This is a genomic window from Vibrio sp. 10N.261.51.A3 (genome assembly GCF_041471965.1).
GTDB classification, from domain to species: Bacteria; Pseudomonadota; Gammaproteobacteria; order Enterobacterales; family Vibrionaceae; genus Vibrio; species Vibrio crassostreae_C.
Genome location: NZ_JBFRPK010000027.1, coordinates 22,487 through 42,961, shown reverse-complemented (window position 1 = coordinate 42,961; position 20,475 = coordinate 22,487). Strand labels below are relative to the sequence as shown.

Here is a 20,475-nt window from a genome sequence, read left to right as displayed (position 1 = left end):
AGGGTTGGCTCTATATAGGTCATGATAATCATCCTTGTCATTGCTTAGATGATCAGATCATGAAACCTAAAAATAGTTCAAAAAAAATCCCCAAGCGTGGCTTAGGGATTTGTGTATAAGAGACAGCCTCATTTGAGGAGCCTTTTTATTGTTCATGTATTTTCCGGTCGGAATGAGTTAAGTGCAATATTGGTATATTTGATTAGCTAGTAAGCGTTTCTTCAAAGACACCCAATTCACGACCAAGCCAGATCGCTCGTACTGTGTGATCCAAAGTTTCTTCACCGCCAGTTACAGGGTGAATAAGCACCGACATATCACCGCGTTCTTGCTCAAGCCATTCAACAATGCCCGACTCTTTGTTCGCAAAGTGAATCTCAAACATTGGCATCTTATGTGGGCCAACCAAGCGCTGTATTAATGGGAAAGTCTCTAATACATCTTTACGTTCCGATAGAATTTTCTGACGAAGTGTTTCTGCCTGCTCTGCAAATCGCAGAGGGAAATAGATATGACCGTGGTACATGGCACCATCCTTTAGAATTATGATGTCTCGATTTTATACCTAAACCGCCTTTAATAGCTAAATCTAAATATAATATGCCAGCGCTATCGGTTCTAAACAGAGAAAGCGCCATGGTCTTGTTAACGTCAGGTTCGTTGCCTCCAAGTTAAACCTTAGAGGCCTTTTCCTAACCACAAGCTCGTGTCGAACTATCGGTACAAGTGCTTCTAATCAACTTCATCACAATATTAAACATCACCCCCACCAAAAACAGCGTGATGACAATGCTGGCGCCACTTGGCAAATCGTAATAAGCCGACACCGCTAAGCCCGATAAAATACCGACAGTGCCAATCCCAATACTCGCGATAAAGAAGCGAACGCCTTTATACGCAGCTGCACATAACGCAGGTATCACCAGTAACGCAAACTCCAAATATATCCCAGTCAGCTTTACGGTGATCGGCATCAAAATAGCGAAGATAAGATAAAAGCCACTTCCCTGCATAAATTCAGGCTTTACGCTAATCAACACCAACATCGCGGTCGTGATTATTGCCAATGGCCAGACATCATCCCAGGTAGACCACAATAGCTGCCCGTTGAGAATGCCTTGAATAAAATCGGCGCCATGAGGATCTTTGCTGACCAATAGAATCGCTAATGAAGCCGATACCACAAACAAACTTCCTACCATGGGTTCTAAGTGTTGTTTGTAACGCTTTTCCATTAACGCAATTAATCCGCATAGCAACAATGACATGACCCACGGGCCAATCATCTCTGCAAACCAAGAGCCACTAAACAATGCATATCGGCTCAGCCAATACTGGCTCAAGGCAGCGCCAAGGGCAGCCACTTGCGCGACAGCGAGATCAATAAAGATGATCTGGCGCTTGAGGACTTGCTCCCCAAGCACGATGTTGCCAACTAATGCTATTAATCCACACAATACTGCAGGTGCCAGCCAACCATATTCATTCAACATTATGATCTCGTTGATGTGTCTGGGTTAACGAGCGTTCTAAGCAATTCATCAATGACTTGATCGTACATTTGGTCAAGGCTCTGACCTTCTGCAACCGTCAATGGTAGCTGTATCGTAGGCTTATTGATTTGCTGGTTAAGCCAATTAGCAGGACGTTGGTCTTGATGTGATGAATACACAATCGCATCAAACGAAGCAGGATCCAACTTGGTCAATGACTGTAAATGTGACGTAGTCGGTGATATCCCAGGCTTAGGTTCTAAATCAGCAATTTGCGCCATATCTAACCAGTCAAAGAGGTAACGATATGTAGCATGATACCCGACCACTTTTTTACCTTGTAACGGCTCTGCTTTCGTTTCCCACTCTGCCAATTTATTACGCCAGTTGACACGAAACTTCATGCCATTTCGCATGTAGATATGTGCATTGTCAGGATCAAGCAGTTGTAAACGCTTGGTGACTTCTCTCGATATAGGAATCATATATTCAGCAGCAAACTGAACATGTGGGTTTCCGTGAGCATGGATGTCTCCCATGCTTCGATCGACATGGTCATGGGTGTCAAGCATACCTACCATATCGCTCGCGTATAACATGGTGGGCGCGCTATCTTGAACCGCAGGATTACCACTGCGTACTTGCAGCATTGGTAACCAGCCTACTTCTAATTCAGACCCTGAACACATTGCCATATCTGCTTGACGCATTTTGGCAATAAGTGATGGTCTTGCTTGAACATAATGCGGGTCTTGCTTAGCCGTAGTCGCCGAATAGATGTTGGCATCAGGAGCGTGACTATGAACAAGAGCTTGCCATTCAGGTTCACAAACGAAAATATTCAACGCCATTGCAGACGAAGATGCCATTATAGATGAGGATACAATGGCAACACCTGTTGCCATTGTAAGTAGGAGTTTCCTAGAATGCATGAGCACCGTGCGCCCCAAAGGTCATCACATACTGAAGGGTAAATACGTTATCTGTCTCTTTACTTTGGTTTTCAACGCGAGAGTATTGCGCTCTAACTGTACCAAAATGAGATGAATCCCAAGCGATCATTGCATCTGCTTCTTTGTCGTTCATTGCAGTAAAGTGCATGTGGTCACCATGTGCGTGTCCATCATAGCTTTCTGCTTCACCGTAACGCAGGCCAGCAGACCAGCTTGGGCTAAATCGGTAGACACCCGAGACATAGTAGCCTGCTAATGTATCTGGTGATTCTGCGTCATTTTTGAATTTGTCATCGACGATGCCATCTAACAACATGTATTCAGCAGCAAGCGTGAAGTTTTGGTATTTGTAGTTACCGTTTGGAGCCCACTTCCATACAAAGTCAGCACCGTATAAGTTTGAGCCCGTTACCGCCGCTCCGTGGCTATGATCGTGGTCATGGTCATGCCCGTGATCATGGTCTCCAAACTCACGAACTTTACCGTTTTCATTTCGTAAGTAGCTCAAACCAAACTGCCAGCTTGATGACTCTGAAAAGTCGTCACCTAGCTTAAGAGTTGTAGTGTAAACACCAACGTCAGAGCCATCATCAACAGACGACATCTTACTACCACTTAGCGCTTCAACACCAAACTTCACATACAGATCTGTAGGAAGAACGATGTTTGCACGAACACCATCATCGTAATAATGAGAGCCTAAAAATGTACGGTAAGCGGCAGGACGCTCAACAAAGCTATCGGTATGCATATGTTGGTTATTTAGGTAGCCGAAATCAGACAAGAAACGACCACCTCGAATGCTTAAACCGTAAGGCATCGTCAGTGTTTCAATGAAAGCTTCTTCGAGCAGTAATTCAGTCTCATCATCGTGAGTTTCAATAACCGTAGTCAAAGAGCCATAAAACTTATCATCGATATTCGCAGACATGTTCAGTTCTGTATGACCAAGACCAAAGCCTTCGCCGCGCTCTGAGTTATTACGTTGACCGTCTTGATAATACCCATCAAGAACGACACCAATTTGAGGGTTCGACAACGTGTCGGCAAAAACAGGGGAAACGAGAATGCTACCAACCGCTAGAGAAACCAATTTTTTATTCACAACTTTTTCCTTTCTAAGATACATCACCAATTAATTTATTGTTATGTTATAACATTACAATAAATGGTTAATCATTGAAATGTAACAAAGTATGAAATAACTCTGATAACAGGGCATTAAATAGGGCAAAAGCCATTAATATTCAACCACATAAACAAAAAAAGCAATTGACAAGTGAAAGCGAATAGTAACGGTATTTATCGAAAGACTGATATAAGGAAGGAATGATTCGATGGAACAAAAAACTAGAGTTTGAGTTAACGTTGGCCGCTAAAACAAACTCTAGAGATACTGGTGTCGACTATCGTTTTAAAATCACTACGGGCGTAGCTTTAAAACTCGATCAATGTCTTCCGCAGAGTGGCGCTCTGGTACTTGCTCCCACTCTTCGCCAAATGAACGGTTAACCACTCGGCCGCGTTGGAAGCCTTCGCGCGCTTCTAGTTGCTTCGCCCAGCGCACAACGTTGGTGTATGACTCAACTTGTAGAAACTCGGCCGCATCGTAAATTTTGCCTAGCACAAGGTTGCCATACCAAGGCCAAATCGCGATATCAGCGATGCTTAACTCGTCACCCGCCACAAATGTGTTATTTGCGAGCTGTTTGTCTAACACATCTAGTTGACGCTTAGCTTCCATTGCGAAGCGGTTAATTGGGTACTCTTGCTTTTCATCCGCGTAAGCGTAGAAGTGGCCGAAACCACCGCCTAGGAATGGTGCCGAGCCTTGTGCCCAGAACAACCAGTTAATGGTTTGCGTTCTTGCTGCCCCTTTTTTTGGTAAGAAGTGACCAAATTTTTCTGCTAGATGCATCAAGATAGATGCCGATTCGAATACATTCACGTCTTCGTCACCAGACTTGTCGACAAGTGCTGGTATTTTGGAGTTTGGATTCACGCTAACAAAGCCAGAAGAGAACTGATCAGCCTCACCAATGTTGATCAAGTACGCATCATATTCAGCTTCTTTAACACCCGCCGCTAACAACTCTTCCAGCAAGATAGTGACTTTTTGACCGTTAGGTGTGCCAAGAGAATACAATTGAAAAGCATGGTCACCAACAGGAAGCTCTTTATCAAAGCGAGCTCCAGATTCAGGACTATTGATGTTTGCCCACTTGTTACCACCAGCAGTATCGTTAACCCAAACTTTTGGCGGAGTGTATTGTTCTGACATGATATTTCCTTATTAATATAGGGTCTCACAAACTGATATTAGGTCACATGCCTGCGGTTAAAACCCCTGAATACGATTTATTTTCAAACTGTTAAGCATGGCTTATTCCAGAAAGACATAACCCGCTTAATCGTTAGTGTGTAGAAGGTAAGTCTGTATTCAAACTTCAATCTAATATCGATAAGTCCACTGCATCATTTAGCAATGATTTTACGAACGACATACCGACAGCTTCAAGAAAGCTGTGATAAAATCGGGATATTACAATTGATAAGGATTTGGCAATGTCTTCTGATTTCACAGGTTCGAGTGCAGCGTATGCTCGCCAAGAGAAAGGCTACCGCGAAAAAGCACTAAAACTGTACCCTTGGGTTTGTGGTAAATGTGCGCGCGAATTTGTTTACTCAAACCTCCGAGAGCTTACCGTTCACCACGTGGATCACGACCATACAAACAACCCTGAAGATGGCAGCAACTGGGAGCTACTGTGCCTGTACTGTCACGATCATGAGCATTCAAAATACACTGACCATGAGCGTTATGGTGTGGATGCAAAAGCGAGTTTAGATGATCATCAGTCAGCGACACACAACCCGTTCGCCGATCTCGCTAAGATGATGAAGAAATAACACACCTTCAGAGTAGTCTTTGGTAGATGGTAACTGCTAGATAATAGATACATAACAAGTAACCCCAGTATGTCACCATACTGGGGTTTCTTTTATCTGCCGTCATAACCAAATAATAGAGTTCAGGTAGGCAGGATCAAAAAAGCCTTCCGAAGAAGGCTTTTTAAGAATCAAATCGAATTATGCTGCCGCTTGCTTGCGAGACTCTTCTACCTTCTTAGCGCGTTGTTTTAGCGTCAATTTATCGCGGTATGCAAACCAAACGTAAGACACAACCACTAAGAAGAACAGGTATGACAATGAGAAAATGAACGGCGATTGAATGATATCGTTCGAGATACCCCAAGAAACACCGATAACAGTCACTGCAATTTTCGCAAAAAAGCCACACATCAATAGCACTAATGCCAACTGTGGGAAACGCGTACTGCGGAATGCAAGCCAGTAGCAACTACCAACTGCTAGAGCCGCAACATAGAAGCCGAATAGGAAAGAGTGAATATGGTCAGCTGCCGCTACACCACCAGAAATTGACATCAATAAAATTAAAAACAGTTTCATAATACTCGCCTCACCATAAGTTGGAAACGCATCCTTTCAAATTTGGAATCTCAGTTTGCATACTATTTTCCCACTTTTTACGGACAACACAACCCCTCCAATCGAACAAAATGTAAGCAAAAGTACTAACAAAAATCACCCTTAACAATTGCTTAACATTCTGTTTTTAATAAAACTCCGTTACTCCTTGTCTCATATGAACAAAGCGCTGTTACGATTTATTTTGTTACACAAATTTAACCTTGGAAATTAATTAAAATTATTTGTAACTCTGTGATATCCGCACGCAATACGCGTCTATTCAAAAACCATCACCTCAAAATCCCTGAAATAATAAGAAGACAGAGCGAAAAAGAACAAAATAGAGAGGTGTTAAAAACATTTCAAAAACCAATGAAAAACAACTTATTAACAAATTGAATTTAATTTACCAAAAATGGAAAAAGAGATTCCAATCACTTTTTAATTGGTTATAATCCGCGCTCTTTTGCGCTATCTGTTGATAAACGCAAACTAATTTTGAAGAAAAAATCACAATAACCCGTCTTTAGTTAAGTGGCTCTCCACTAACCGATGACAAAACTGAGAATAAAAATGAGCAAGATTGATAAAGCAACACGTATCCTGCTAGCAGGCTTCTGTATCAACCTTTGTCTTGGCATCCTGTATGCTTGGAGTGTATTTAACAAAGCGCTAGTAACTGAAGCTGGTTGGAGTGCTGCTGAAGCATCTTCACCTTACGCTATTGCAACTATCACATTCTCTGTTTCTCTTCTTGTTGCGGGCATCCTACAAGACCGTATGGGGCCACGTAAGATCCTTATCTTAGGTACAGCGCTTACAGGCCTAGGTATGATTGCTTCTGGTTTCGCTACAACGCCTATGATGCTGAACATCACGTTCGGTATTATAACAGGTGCAGGTATCGGCTTCGGTTACGCATGTCTGTCTCCATCAGCAATGAAGTGGTTCCACTCTTCTAAGAAAGGTATGGTTAACGGTCTTATCGCAGCAGGCTTCGGTCTTGCGGCTATTTACCTAGCACCAGTAACTTCTGCGCTAATCGACAGCATGGGTATCCAAACTAGCTTTATGATTCTTGGTGTTGGTGTACTTGCAATCGCAGTACCTCTAGCAGCAACAATCAACAACCCACCAGCGGATTACACGCCAGCTGAGCCTAAAGTAAAAGCAGGCCAAGCTCCTAAAGCGGTTAAGAAGACTGAAGACCTAACTTGGAAAGTAATGCTGAAGACTCCTCAGTTCTACTCTCTATGGATCATGTACGCATTCGCTGCATCTGTTGGTCTAATGATCATCGGTAACATCACTACAATTGCTAGCGTTCAAGCTAACCTGCCAAACGCAGTTTACCTAGCGTCTATCCTTGCAGTATTCAACTCAGGCGGCCGTGTTGCTGCGGGTATGCTTGCAGATAAAATCGGTGGCGTACGTACTCTACTTCTAGCGTTCATCCTTCAAGGCGCGAACATGGCTCTATTCGCTACGTTCAACTCTGAATTCACGCTAATCATTGGTACGGCTATCGCAGCGGTTGGTTACGGTACGCTTCTAGCAGTATTCCCAACACTAACTGCTGAGTTCTACGGCCTGAAAAACTACGGTACTAACTACGGCGTGCTTTACACGGCATGGGGTATCGGCGGCGCTATCGGTGCAGCAGTTGTTGGCTTCTCAATGTCAAACGGCGAAGGTTACGGCCTAGCTTACACAATCTCTGCAGTTATGATGGCAGTGTGTATTGTTCTAGCAATCATCACTAAACCAATCTCTGAAGCTAAAGTTGCTGAACTAAAAGCATCACAAGCTTAATCAACAGAAAAGATTGAATTTGTTACTGAAGAGCTTAACCTTAGGGTTAGGCTCTTTTTGTATCAAGCGACTTCTCCATTGACGACCGAAACCACTCTTCAGCTCTCCCCCACTTATTATCTCGACAACTTCAATCGACTGGTTGAACACGCTCAAACGCTCTACCCCGATCTTCTGAGTGATGATGAATGTCGTTGGTTGTCCGCATACAAACGTCTTTCTGTTTCAAGCCAATGCCTAATGGTTCGTTTGCTTTCTCGTAAAGGCCGTTGGTTTCGCAGCGATAAACTCAACTATGTTGAGATCCCAGATCTAAAGACCGTACTGCAAGAGCTAAACAGCTCAGGCTTCATTGGGTTGAGTCATCCCGAAGAACAGCATGACCTCGTCATTAGTGAGGTCGAGCTCGGGTTGCACTTGCTCACCAAACCAGAGCTGTTGAGTGTATTCCCCGCCCTTAAGAGCCATAGAAATGCCAAGAAAGACGAGCTGTTGTTACGGCTTGATCAGCAACCTTTTGATCAATTTCAAAACCTCTCTTTCGACTGTATTTACGTCATCGAATCTCAAGTGATTGATGTATTACTGTTGCTGTTCTTTGCCAACACCTATCAAGACTTAAGTCAGTTCGTGTTAAGCGACCTTGGGCTAAACACCTTTGAGAACTACCCATTAAGCAAGCAACGCCGCTTCTTCACCTCTAGGGATCAGCTCAATCAATTAATCCAGATGCGCGATATTCAACGCTTGTATTCAGAAGGTGACCGCAAAGATGGCGAGTTTCTGGAACTGATTTTAAATGCGATTCCTGAAGAATCAGAACACAGAAGTATTGCCAGAAAACGATCGCGTTTGATCAATGATGTTGCTCGCGATCTTGAAAGGCTTAATCTAAACGACCAAGCAATCTTTTGGTTCAGACAATCTACACTTCCTCCGAGCAGAGAACGACTTGCACGCATCTATGATAAGCAAGGTACGCTAGACTTAATGTGTGACATTGTCACGCAAATGAAAGCTACTCCATCGGATGTGTCAGAGTTGGAAATCGCTATTAAGCTTGAAGACCGGCTGCTACGGAAACAGGGGCACAAAGTTTCACGAACCATAAAGCCGAGCTGCAAAGAGTTAAAACTGGAATTAGACCTCAGCCAAACTCGAGTCGAGCTTGCGGTAAAGCAGCATTTTGAGAACCAAGGTTGGGACGTCTACTTTTCAGAAAACAGTTTTCTGTGTGGCTTGTTTGGTTTGGCTTTCTGGGATGTCATTTTCGCAGACGTTGAAGGCGCCTTTATCAATCGTTACCAACATCGACCATTGGATCTGTACCATTCAGATTTCGTAGACAAGCGAGCCGAACAGATTGAAGCCGTGTTTCAAACGATATCCAAACATGGGCTGAACCATTTTCTTGATACTTACGATGAAAAGCAAGGTATCGCGAACCCCTTTGTTCATTGGAATTATTTTCCTAAAGCACTCATCGAACACGGCATGGCTTCAATTCCAAATGCCTTGGTTGTAGACCTCTTCAAAGTGATATTGAGTGACTTAAAGCTATTTAGAACTGGGATGCCGGATTTGATTGCGTTCAAGGGCGATGAGTTTCATTGGATTGAAGTCAAAGGCCCTGGCGATAAACTGCAAGACAACCAGTGGCGCTGGATCAAAGAGTTTGAGCGATTGTCTGTCCCCTTCTCTGTTTGTTACGTCAATCAATGAGTCTTAGCTCTTAACTCTTAACTCTTAACTCTTAACTGCTAGCTTTTAGCTCTTGGGACTTAAATCTAGCTAAGTCTAAACACCAATTTCTGAGCACTAGCGAGTGACGCGCATCGACAAGTCACTCGCCCCATCAAGATCTTGTCTACAAAATTGTTAGAACATGAGCATTTTCAATCATTTTCGATATAATTATAGAAAATGCCTAATATTTAAATACGTATGAATTTAAAAAAACTCTTCATTTTAGCTTTTGTTAGCGTCTTCTCAGGTTGTGCCGTCTACGCGGGTTTAAACTTCGACGAACTGTTTGGTGAACAACAAGTACGCGATCGCCAAGCACCTATTCTTTCAGCTCAAGCGCAGCACTTCATTGACGAAGTAAAGCCCATCATTGATAACCGATGCGTGGTTTGTCACGCTTGTTATGACGCCCCTTGCCAACTCAAAATGTCTTCAGTGGAAGGTATAGACCGAGGCGCGAGCAAGGCACTCGTTTATCAAGGCACCCGCTTAACGGCATCAGCCCCTACTCGCTTGTTTGAAGATGCTTTAACCACGCAAGAGTGGCGCGATGCGGATTTTCATCCTGTCCTCAATGAGCGTATGCAGAACTCAACGGCTAACCTCGATGCTGGTCTTGTTTCTCGCATGTTGATTCAGAAAGAGAATCACCCTCTGCCCGATCAAACCCGGCTTGAAGGTTTCGACTTTTCAATCGATCGCGACCAACAGTGCCCAACCATTGAAGAGTACGCCCAATACGAGAGAGATTACCCAACTTGGGGGATGCCTTATGGGATGCCAAACTTAGACAAAACAGAATACGCGACTTTAATGAGTTGGTTGGAAAATGGCGCGTTAATGAACGACCACATTCCGCTGAACGATGCAGAACAAGAGCTCGTTAATGTCTACGAACGCTTTTTAAACAAGAGCGACAATAAGAGTCAACTTTCAGCACGTTATATCTACGAGCACCTGTTTTTATCTCATGTCTATTTTTCTGATTTAGCTCAGCCAACACGTTTCTTCACTGTTGTTCGCTCTGCAACACCACCAGGTGAAGCGGTACAACGCATCACGACTCGCCGCCCTTATGACGATCCAAAAGTGGATCGTGTTTACTACCGCCTGATTCCAGAGCAAGGCACCATCGTCGACAAAACGCACATGCCTTTCGCACTTAATAAAGAGCGTCTACAAAAGTGGAATACCTGGTTTGTTGACGCGAATTACGAGGTAAAACAACTGCCTAGTTACGACATCGATGTTTCAGCTAACCCAATGACATCATTTGAAGCGCTGCCAGTAAACTCGCGCTTCCACTTCATGTTGGATAACGCACAAAACACCATCATGGCCTACATCAAAGGACCTGTGTGTCGTGGTCAACTTGCCTTGAACGTGATTAACGACCGTTTTTGGGTTTTCTTCATTGATCCAGAGAAGGCCGATTTACCAGAAATAAATGCCTTCTACGCGAGCCAAAAGAAAAACTTAAAGCTGCCTAGCGAGCTAAAAAGCAACACCGTACCTGTAACCAACTGGGTAAGATACGCGAAACAACAAGCGCGATACTTAAACGCGAAATCAGACTTCACCAACCAATGGTTCGAGAGTGGCGTCCACCTAGACACTGGCATCATTTGGGATGGTAATGGTATCAACCCGAATGCTGCTCTCACCGTCTTTAGGCACTTCGATAGCGCCTCTGTTGTACAAGGGTTAGTTGGCACGCAACCTAAGACTGCGTGGATTCTTGATTATGCTCTTCTAGAGCGTATCCATTATCTTCTCGTTGCAGGCTTCGATGTTTACGGCAACTTTGGCCACCAGCTGATTACACGCATGTTCATGGACTTCTTGCGTCTTGAAGGTGAGAGTAACTTCTTAAGCCTTCTTCCTAAAGACGTTCGTCACATTGAACACTCTAGTTGGTACCAGAACCAAAGCGCACAACTGAGTGACTATTTGCAGCGAAACATTGCACCTTTTGATCAGCCGACCAGCGTGGTTTACAAAACGGCCGATCCGAAACGTGAACTGCTTGATATGATCAAAGATAAGCTCGCACCTGTTCTCGATAATCGCTTTGAGATTGTTGAAACAGGTTTTGGTAGAAAGAATGAAGCACTGCTTAACCAAGTGAATTTGATAAAGGGCGAAGGCCTGCGTCATGTGCCTCAATTAGTAATGATCATGATTGAAAGCGAAAACGGCGAAGAGCAACTGTTCACCATGATTCACAATAATGCGCACAGCAACATTTCTAGCTTGTTTAATGAAGAAGGTAACCGTGACTACGCCAATGATGACCTAACCCTCGTACGAGGCGTTGTCGGTAGCTACCCTGCGGCTTACCTGTCATTAACCGAGAGCGAGATTCCTGCGCTAGTGAAAACGCTGCAAAACTTAAGCACAGAAGAAGACTACGTGGCGCTGCTAGACGAGTTTGCGGTACGACGCAGTTCTAGCGAGTTCTGGCCATTCAGTGATCGCGTTCATCGTTGGTATCAACAAGACCAACCGATCGAGTTCGGATTGTTGGATTACAACCGCTTCGAGAACCGTTAGTTTTCACTCATAAAGCATAAAAGCAAAAATCCTCTGTCTTGGCCGAGGATTTTTTGTATATGGGGAAAAGTATCTTAGGTGCTATTGAGAAGCGAGAAGTGCTCTTGAGAAGCGAAAAGCTCTCTATATTGAATCCGATGCTTCCGGTTGGTGTAGCTCATCAAAAAACGCACGCGCGGCGGGGGAAAGGGAATCCACAGGTTGCTTCAACACCACGTAAAACTGGCTCTTGAGGCTCCATTTCTCGGGCTGAAGCGGAATCAAGGCTTGGTCATAATGGCCACGGTCGATTAAATGAGACGGTAAAAAACTCAGGTGTGTGCCCGCCAAGGTTAAAATTACGCCCGACTCGACATGCCAGCCATCAAAAGGCTTTACGGAATCGTACTGCTCAATATTCAGTAATCGGAACATCTCATCTTTAGCATAGCCGCCCATGTTGATACGACAGCCATCCAATGAGAAATCCTTGTCCATGATCTTCTCAGCCAGATCCTTACGCGCATACAGATAACTGTGCTCTTCAAACAGTGGGTATTTATGTTGAAACGCTGATTTTTGATGTGACCCTAGAACCACTATCATCATATCAATCTGGTTCTTTGCTAACTTCTCATTCAACTGGGTGAAATCCCCGACATCAACACTCACCTCAACACTGTTACTGCGTTGGTAAAACGTCTCGATCGCTTTGGGAAGTGGGTTATAAGGCAAAGTGACGGTGTTATCCAAACATCCAATTCGCACATGCCCAGAGAGTTCCGTCTGTACACCTCGTAACTTATAAGCGAAGTCGGTTAAGGTCGATTTTAGTTGGTTCGCATATTTATACACTTGCTCACCTTCATGAGTCAGCTTAAAACCACGTCGACCACGTTGGCATAATGTTAATTCTAAGCTTTTTTCCAAGGCAATAAGCTGATTACTCAGCACTGGTTGACTAATCCCAGTGCTTGCGACCGCCTGATTGATGCCTCCTTGTTCAACAATTTCACAAAAAAGCTCTAATCTACGTAGGTCTCTTTTATCTAACTTATTGTTTGGATTCACTTTGCCACTCACATTTGTTTTTTGTTATGTTTACATCTGATTATATTCATTTATTAACAATAAATACATCAGTATGCTTTATTCACACTTATGGAATAACAATGCATGGATGGCACTATGGCGGCAGAAGCTTACGTGAATAAACCCGAAGCAACACACAGCCACAAAAAGATAGATGACTTCGAGTTGGAACCCGTTCCCGAGAAGGCCAAACGATCTTGGTGGGTCATCAGCCTTATTTGGTTGGCAATCGGCATCGACATTTCGGGACTGTTTCTCGGCTCGATTCTAAGCAGCGGTATTGGTTTTGAAGACGCACTGCTTGCCACGTTTATTGGTTCAGGCTTATTGGCGATCATCGCGATGCTGTGTGCCAACATTGGCTTTCAAGCTGGCGTCTCTACCCCGCTGGTGAGCAGCGCGGTATTTGGCCGTAACGGCGGTAAAATTCTTGGCTTCATCAACGGCATCTCATTAGTCGGCTGGTTCGCATTCCAGGCTGATTTCTTCGCTTTCATCATGGTCGATGCACTGGCGAAATACGACATCATAATTTCACACCTCACCGCTCTTATTGGCGGCAGTGTGTTAATGATGATGACGGCTATCTATGGCGTTCGTGCTTTAGGCAAACTCAGTACCTATTCTGTTCCATTGATGGTGACGTTGATTACCATCGGTTTGTTTATGGCTGCTGATTATCAAGGTGGCGCAGCGCCATCGATTGAAGATCCTTTGACGCTTGGCCAAGCCATCTCTTTTGTTATGTCTATCTGGATTCTAGCTGCGGTTGCTGCACCTGATATTGCTCGCTACGCCAAAACACGCCGTGATGCGATTTTAGGAGCGGGTATCGGTTTCCTCGTCGGCAACAGCGCCATCATTCTTATCGCATTGATCTTGACCAAAATGACCGGCACCGACGACCTAGTCGAAGTCTTCTTCACCCTAGGTTTAGGCATGGCGGCCATTATAGTACTGGTATTCGCACAATGGACCACCAACAGTAGCAACCTAACCTCTGGCGGCTTATGCATGTCGATGGTTCTACCTAAGATTCCGCGCCCTGTTCTGGTTGTGATCATGACCATCGTCGGCATTGGTATCGCTCAACTCGGCATGGTGAACAAGTTTACCGACTTCTTAATGCTACTCAGCGTAACCATTGCGCCTGCTGCGGGTGTCTACATCGTTCAATATTATGTTTTAGATTCGACAAAAATGAGCTTTGAGAACATCCAACAAGTTCCAGCTTGGATGTTTAAAGGCTTGGCTTCTTGGGCATTTGGTACTGCATTCAGCGCTTGTACTGCACCAGAGTTTTTCAACCTGTTTTCGTTCACCAGAATCTCGGCGTTAGACGGCATTCTTGCCGCTGGTGTGATTTACCTCGCCCTAATGAAGCTTTCTCCTTCAAGTGATAAGGAATAGTAGTTGTGATTATTACTGAACAAATGATTGATGATATCGCGCTGGGTGCGACGGTATTAGGTACTGGCGGCGGCGGTGACCCATACAGCGGTGCCTTGATGGCGAAAGTAGCCATTGCAACGGCAAAGCACCCTGTACGCATGATTCCTTTAGAAGACGTGCAAGATGATTGGATGACAGTGCCCTCTTCAATGATTGGCGCACCAACAGTCGCAGTAGAGAAACTCAATTCGAAAGATCAAATGTTGATTGCTTTCGAAGCGATGGAAAAAGCGCTCGGCACTGAAGTAGCGGCAACGTTTCCTATCGAAGTAGGCGGCTTCAATTCATTGATTCCAATTCTCGTTGCAGCACAAAAGAACATTCCTGTGATCGATTGTGATGCGATGGGACGTGCGTTCCCAGAAGCTCAGATGGTGACCTTCTTTCTTGATGGTCTCCCTTCTGCACCAAACACATTGGCCGATGAGCGTGGCAATGTCGTCACGCTTTATCCGATTGACGGTATTTGGTCTGAAAAGTTTGCGAGACCAATTACCGAACAGATGGGTGGCTCTGCAGCAATGTGCGATTACCCAATGAACGGTAAGAACCTAAAACGCAGTGCACTGCCTGCGACACTGACCCAAGCAATGAAGATTGGTGAAGCGATTAGACTGGCGAACGACAACAATAAAAGTGGCACACAGGCCGTATTATACATTGTCGGCGGCCATACCATCATCAGTGGCAAGATTGTTGATATTCAACGTGAAACCGATGGTGGTTTTGCAACAGGTGGTGTCGTGATTGAAAAGCTGGCTCAGTTTGAAGATACCGGCGTCGATAACGTGTTTGTGCAGTTCCAAAACGAATTACTTCTCGCGCACAAAGGTACAAGCCGCGCAGACATGAGCCAAGATAACCTGCTGGCATCAACACCGGATCTTATTTCGATCTTGGATCATGAAACGGGTAAGCCAATCACAACCGAACAACTTCGTTACGGGCAGCGCATCGACCTGATCGCTTACCCTTGCGACCCCAAATGGCGCACTGACAAAGGTATTGAAGTCGCGGGCCCGGGTTACTTTGGCTACACCGTCGAGTATCAAACCATTGAACAACTAAAGTCTGCATTGAAGAGGTAGTCGCATGACAAACATTACGCTTGATTACTGCCGTTTGGGCATTGACGTAGGTGGCACCAATACCGACGGTGTGCTGCTCGACGCAGACTTAAATGTGATTGCCAAAGTAAAAACCGCAACCACACATGATGTTTCAACAGGGATCGACAACGCGATTTCTGCGCTATTAAACCAAGCAAACATTGATGGTCAGCAAGTGAAACACGCGATGCTTGGCACGACTCAATGCACCAACGCAATCGTTGAACGAAAAGGCTTAGACAGAGTCGGCATGATTCGCTTAGCGCTTCCCAGTGGTGATAGCGTCCCGCCCCTTTGTGGTTGGAGTGAAGCGTGGCAAAACCTGCTTGGTCAGCACTTCTACCAAGCGCACGGCGGCTATGAATACGACGGCCAGTTAATTGCCGATATTCAAGAGTCTGAGATCCGCGAGCTTTGCCAGAAAATGAAAGGCCAAGTGGATTCCATTGCTATCTGCGGAGTGTTCTCTCCCGTCAATGGCGACCAGGAGCTTCAAGCAGCAGAGTGGATTCAACAAGAACTTCCGGGAGTGAACCTTTCGTTATCCCATAAAGTGGGCAGTTTAGGGCTTTTAGAGCGTGAGAACGCCACTATCCTCAATGCGGCTCTACAAGGTACAGCAAAACGATTCGTTGACGGCTTTTGCAGTGCACTCATCAATCATGAAATCCACACCACGCCTTATTTCGGTCAGAACGACGGAACACTGATGTCACAGCAGTTCGCATTGATGTACCCGATTCTTACCGTGGCTTGTGGGCCAACAAACTCGATTCGTGGAGCGAGTCACTTAACTAAGTTAAAAGACGCGATTGTGGTCGATGTGGGCGGCACTACGTCTGATATCGGCGTACTGACTCACGGCTACCCAAGAGAATCGAGCTTAGCAGTAGAAATCGGTGAAGTGAGAACCAACTTCCGTATGCCTGATATTTTGGCGTTAGCCATTGGTGGTGGTACCAAGGTTCGCTTTGAACAGCAGCGTATAGAGCTAGGCCCAGAAAGTGTTGGCCATACCTTGACGCAAACGGCGCGTAGCTTTGGTGGTGATGAACTTACGCTCACCGATATTGCACTCAAAACAGGACAAATGCAGTGGCAGGCAGAACATCAACTGAGTAATGAGATTGGTGTTTCAGCCGAACAAGCAAGCAAGATTTATCAACAAATGGTCACGGATGTTGAAGAAGGCATCGATAAGATGAAGACCTCTGCGGCGAGTGTACCCGTAATCATGGTTGGTGGTGGTAGTGCCCTATTCCCAGATCATTTTGAAGGTGTGAGCCAAGTGGTTCGTCCTGAGCACTTTGAAGTGGCTAATGCGATTGGTGTTGCGTTGGGTGAAATATCAGGTCAATTCGATAAGATCGTACCGATTGACCCAGCATCACGTGAAGAGACCTTAAAGGCCTTGGAAGCGCAATCAAAGCAACTGGCGATTGAAGCTGGCGCATGCAGCGATAATGTCGCGATCATTGAACGCAGCGAGATTCCATTAAGCTACCTACAAGGCAATATGGTTCACGTTAAGATCAAAGCTGCTGGACATATCAAGATGGCTTAGAGCCGTTCCTTGAAAGCCTTACTTAGATTCTTATTCGACAATAAAAAAGCAGGTCACTTCTTCATATTAAAACGGAGAAATAGCCTGCTTTTTGTTTTCTGTTCTTATTTTGGGGCTTTCCGCCCAATAGCCACTCTATAGTTGCTCTCGGAGCGCTGCTAACGAGTCTTTCACCAATTCAGGTAATGAGTCTGCATTATCGCGATATTGAAGTAATGGATCCTCGCTCGCTTCAATGCTCTGGCATAAAGCAAACAGTGCAGATAATCCTAGGCTGCCGGCAGACCCTTTCAGTTTATGAGCTAAAGACTTAATTTCACGAGCGTTGTCAGCGGCACTTGCCACAATCAGTTCATCGAGAGTGACTTGGCTGCTTTGGTCAAACAACCCAACAATCTGCACTATTTTTTCTCGACCGAGAATGGCCAAGTCGTCTTTGATAATCTTAGGGTTAATCATCTGCACAATCGGTTCTCCTTGATTATGTTCCGCGTCTTGGTTTGCTCGTTGTGTCGAGCTTGCAAATGCCAATGCTGATAAGTCTAGCTCGGTTTCCTGAGGTTTAGAGTTTAGCTGACAGCAAACAGCATCTGACGGATCCGGCTGAGGCAGCAACAGCGTGTGACCGTCCAACTGCTCAACAATCAATTCCGATAATGCTTCCTTCTCTAACGGCTTAGGTAAGAATCCATCAAAGCCAGACGACAAATAGCTTTCCACTTCTTCGTTAAACACATGAGCCGATACTGCGATCATTGGGGGTACTTTTCGAATTACGTCTTCTTCACTTTTATGCTGAAGCGCATCGTCTTTGAGTTGTTGAATTAACTCGACGCCATCGCAGTCGGGTAAGTTAATGTCCACCAGCGCAATATCGAACTCTTGCTCACTGAATATGGCTCTCGCTTCTTGTCCGGTTGTCGCAATCACAACCTCGTGCCCCAAGTTATGCAAGAAGCCTTCAGCAACGATGCAGTTTACGGGGTTATCTTCAATCAGAAGTACTTTAGCTCGAATACACGCTTCAATGACCGGTACTTTCGTTTCTATCTTCTCACCGGCTTCAAGTGGCAGTGAGAACCAAAACTGGCTACCCTCGCCTTCTTCAGAATGAACGCCAATATCCCCGTTCATTGCCAACATGATGCTTTTACTGATCGCTAATCCAAGCCCTGTGCCGCCGGTTTTGTTGCGACCGCTATCGGTTTGGGTAAAGGCATCAAACAGACAAGCTTGTTCGCTAGCATCAATACCGACACCTGTATCTGACACTTCAAACATCACTCGATTTTCATCTTCGATATCTAAGCTGATAAAGATATCGACCGAGCCACTTTCCGTAAACTTAATCGCGTTACCGACCAAATTATTCAAGATTTGGCTGATTCGCGTTACGTCACCACGCCAATAGCGTTGCACATCACTTTCAATATGGAAATCAAAGTTCAGCTTCTTCTCAGCGGCACGCCCTTCCATCAATTGGTAGGTATCTTGAACCATCTGATGAAGATCAAACGAAGCAGTGCGGATTTCTAAATGCCCTGCTTCAATCTTTGAGTAATCCAACACGTCATTCAAAATCGCGAGTAGGTTCTTACCGCTGCGGTTAATGATGTCTGCATAGCCGGATTGCAGCGGGTCTAACCCGGTATCTTTGAGCAATCTTGCAGTACCTAATACACCGTTCATCGGCGTTCGTATTTCATGACTCATCGTCGCAAGGAAAGCGGATTTTGCGCGGCTTGCTTGTTCTGCGGCGTTACGAGCCTTAGCGTGGTTCCCTACCTCGATGTTCAGCTTCTCATTGGTCTTTTGCAGCTGGTAGGTTCGGTCTGTGACCAACTCTTCTAAGTGTTCTTTGTGCTCTTCAAGTTCGCGTTTCGCCTTTGCTTCACCCACCGCAACCACTTGTAGCGCCTGCGCGGTGTTTCTGGCAGTGATGATCGCCTCGCCCATATGAGCCAGCTCATCATTACCCTTTACCGAGATATCAATATTCAGGCGACCTTGTGCGATAGACATCAAGGCCGATGAGTATTCAGTAAGACGTTTAACAACCGAGATATACACCACTCGCCACACGATAAATGCAACGATAACCAAACCAATAACCGAAATCACAGACAGTGACCATTGAGCCAAATTCAACGTGCTGGTCAGCTCATCAACCGCTTTTTTGGTACTGCGGTTTGAATCATCAACCAGTTGGTTAACCGTTGTATTCAGCTGAGAGAACAGCTCCAACGTATTTTGCATCAGAAACTCTGACTTTTTGGTGTTCTCATATTGTTCTAATGAAATATCGAACACGACTTGGCGTTTTCTGAGCTCTTCTAGAAGCTGAGACATCTGCGCTGAACGAGTAGGATCTTCGACCGCTTTAACGCGGCGCGCCATGATTCTTAGGTTGGATTCAAATTCTGATTGGATTTGATGAATACGCTCTACGTTGGTAACGGTTTGCGTTTCTTCAATTTGGTTAAGCATTTTGAACGCCAGCAAATGCAATTCGTGTAGGCGCTCAGACAAATCAAGGTCAACCTCTACAAGCGCATCTAAGGCTTGGTAGGCTTTATCCGTTTCTTTGGTTTCTAGCAGGTCATAGATATGCGTGACGTTAGCAACCGCAATGGTAGCCGTGTTCAAAACTTGGGTTCGCGTCAACTGCTCTAGCTCTTCGGCCAATAGGCGCATCTCTTCGACACGAGACGACAACTCTTTGCTTAACCAAAGCTTACGCTCAACCGACACACCCAACTCAGCCAGTGTGTTAATAACGCTTTGAACATTGTTTTCGAGTTTATTGAGGAGCTGAGAATCGAAACTGTCGACACCAAGCTCTTTGATATGTTGAAGAAGCGACTCAAGTTGGTCAAACAGTACGGTGCCAGCCTCTTTTCTTTCGGCCTCGTTTCTCGCATTAGAAAGTGTTTGTACTGACGAAATAATACGGTTACTCAACTCAGAAACCTGACGAGCTTCGATCATGGCAGGAAGCGCCGAATCAACGACGTTTCTTTCCGTTTTTGCTACAAAGCTAAAACCAGAAACACCGATCAATGCAGACAATAGAACCAACAGTGCCATCACTAAGAATGAGGCCAGCAGCTTGCGTCCAATACTCGCTGAAGCTAACAACATAAACTCTAAACCTTAAAACGTTCTTCTTTACCCATGCAGAATACGCTATATTTTGCAGTGTTTCTTATCTAAAACCAATAAAACGGCAA

General features: G+C 45.0%; 15 protein-coding genes. 7 read left to right on the top strand and 8 right to left on the bottom strand.

All coding sequences use genetic code 11. The features are described 5' to 3' along the window. Nucleotides 1-202: 202 nt before the first annotated feature. The 5 genes from AB4371_RS07830 to yghU all read right to left on the bottom strand — a co-directional run bounded on the left by AB4371_RS07830 (nt 203) and on the right by yghU (nt 4,727). Nucleotides 203-526 (bottom strand): DOPA 4,5-dioxygenase family protein, encoded by a 324-nt coding sequence (locus AB4371_RS07830; protein ID WP_017079771.1) that lies wholly within the window; start codon nt 524-526, stop codon nt 203-205. A gap of 166 nt (nt 527-692) precedes the next feature. Then, nucleotides 693-1,490, bottom strand: coding sequence for a metal ABC transporter permease (locus AB4371_RS07825; protein ID WP_372149406.1), 798 nt, complete (start codon nt 1,488-1,490; stop codon nt 693-695). Between the two features lie 2 nt (nt 1,491-1,492). Next, the gene (locus AB4371_RS07820; protein WP_372149404.1) at nt 1,493-2,398 is read right to left on the bottom strand and encodes a metal ABC transporter solute-binding protein, Zn/Mn family; all 906 of its coding nucleotides are present in this window, start codon (nt 2,396-2,398) and stop codon (nt 1,493-1,495) included. 16 nt (nt 2,399-2,414) lie between these two features. Then, nucleotides 2,415-3,551 (bottom strand): hypothetical protein, encoded by a 1,137-nt coding sequence (locus tag AB4371_RS07815; protein WP_017082521.1) that lies wholly within the window; start codon nt 3,549-3,551, stop codon nt 2,415-2,417. Between the two features lie 318 nt (nt 3,552-3,869). Beyond that, a complete protein-coding gene (yghU, locus tag AB4371_RS07810; protein WP_372149403.1) occupies nt 3,870-4,727 on the bottom strand; it encodes a glutathione-dependent disulfide-bond oxidoreductase in 858 nt (285 codons plus the stop codon). A 284-nt stretch (nt 4,728-5,011) separates the two neighbouring features. Here yghU and AB4371_RS07805 point away from each other — a divergent pair, with 284 nt between their 5' ends. After that, nucleotides 5,012-5,356, top strand: coding sequence for a YajD family HNH nuclease (locus AB4371_RS07805; RefSeq protein WP_017060876.1), 345 nt, complete (start codon nt 5,012-5,014; stop codon nt 5,354-5,356). A gap of 180 nt (nt 5,357-5,536) precedes the next feature. On the opposite strand, the gene AB4371_RS07800 is transcribed toward AB4371_RS07805, so the two are convergent. Continuing rightward, on the bottom strand, nt 5,537-5,917 hold the full coding sequence (locus AB4371_RS07800; protein ID WP_017064770.1) for a hypothetical protein: 381 nt from the start codon (nt 5,915-5,917) through the stop codon (nt 5,537-5,539). A 594-nt stretch (nt 5,918-6,511) separates the two neighbouring features. Here AB4371_RS07800 and AB4371_RS07795 point away from each other — a divergent pair. The 3 genes from AB4371_RS07795 (at nt 6,512) to AB4371_RS07785 (ending at nt 12,049) form a co-directional block, all read left to right on the top strand. Next, on the top strand, nt 6,512-7,750 hold the full coding sequence (locus AB4371_RS07795; protein WP_102319844.1) for an OFA family MFS transporter: 1,239 nt from the start codon (nt 6,512-6,514) through the stop codon (nt 7,748-7,750). Between the two features lie 57 nt (nt 7,751-7,807). Next, nucleotides 7,808-9,472 (top strand): VRR-NUC domain-containing protein, encoded by a 1,665-nt coding sequence (locus AB4371_RS07790; protein WP_372149402.1) that lies wholly within the window; start codon nt 7,808-7,810, stop codon nt 9,470-9,472. Between the two features lie 222 nt (nt 9,473-9,694). Further along, complete coding sequence (locus tag AB4371_RS07785) at nt 9,695-12,049, top strand: fatty acid cis/trans isomerase (RefSeq protein ID WP_102397909.1); 2,355 nt, start codon at nt 9,695-9,697, stop codon at nt 12,047-12,049. Between the two features lie 123 nt (nt 12,050-12,172). On the opposite strand, the gene AB4371_RS07780 is transcribed toward AB4371_RS07785, so the two are convergent. Further along, entirely contained in the window at nt 12,173-13,111 is a 939-nt protein-coding gene (locus tag AB4371_RS07780) for a LysR family transcriptional regulator (protein WP_017071124.1), read from the bottom strand. A gap of 93 nt (nt 13,112-13,204) precedes the next feature. Between AB4371_RS07780 and AB4371_RS07775 the strand changes: the two genes are divergently transcribed. Genes AB4371_RS07775 through AB4371_RS07765 form a run of 3 tightly spaced genes read left to right on the top strand, consistent with a single transcriptional unit; the run spans nt 13,205 to nt 17,245 of the window. Further along, nucleotides 13,205-14,530, top strand: coding sequence for a cytosine permease (locus AB4371_RS07775; RefSeq protein ID WP_372149400.1), 1,326 nt, complete (start codon nt 13,205-13,207; stop codon nt 14,528-14,530). A 5-nt stretch (nt 14,531-14,535) separates the two neighbouring features. Continuing rightward, on the top strand, nt 14,536-15,660 hold the full coding sequence (locus AB4371_RS07770; protein ID WP_372149398.1) for a DUF917 domain-containing protein: 1,125 nt from the start codon (nt 14,536-14,538) through the stop codon (nt 15,658-15,660). 4 nt (nt 15,661-15,664) lie between these two features. Further along, nucleotides 15,665-17,245: a hydantoinase/oxoprolinase N-terminal domain-containing protein gene (locus tag AB4371_RS07765; RefSeq protein WP_372149396.1), complete on the top strand. Its 1,581-nt coding sequence runs from the start codon at nt 15,665-15,667 to the stop codon at nt 17,243-17,245. Between the two features lie 135 nt (nt 17,246-17,380). Here AB4371_RS07765 and torS read toward each other — a convergent pair whose 3' ends face one another. Beyond that, the gene (torS, locus tag AB4371_RS07760) at nt 17,381-20,386 is read right to left on the bottom strand and encodes a TMAO reductase system sensor histidine kinase/response regulator TorS (protein WP_017060885.1); all 3,006 of its coding nucleotides are present in this window, start codon (nt 20,384-20,386) and stop codon (nt 17,381-17,383) included. Nucleotides 20,387-20,475: the final 89 nt, after the last annotated feature.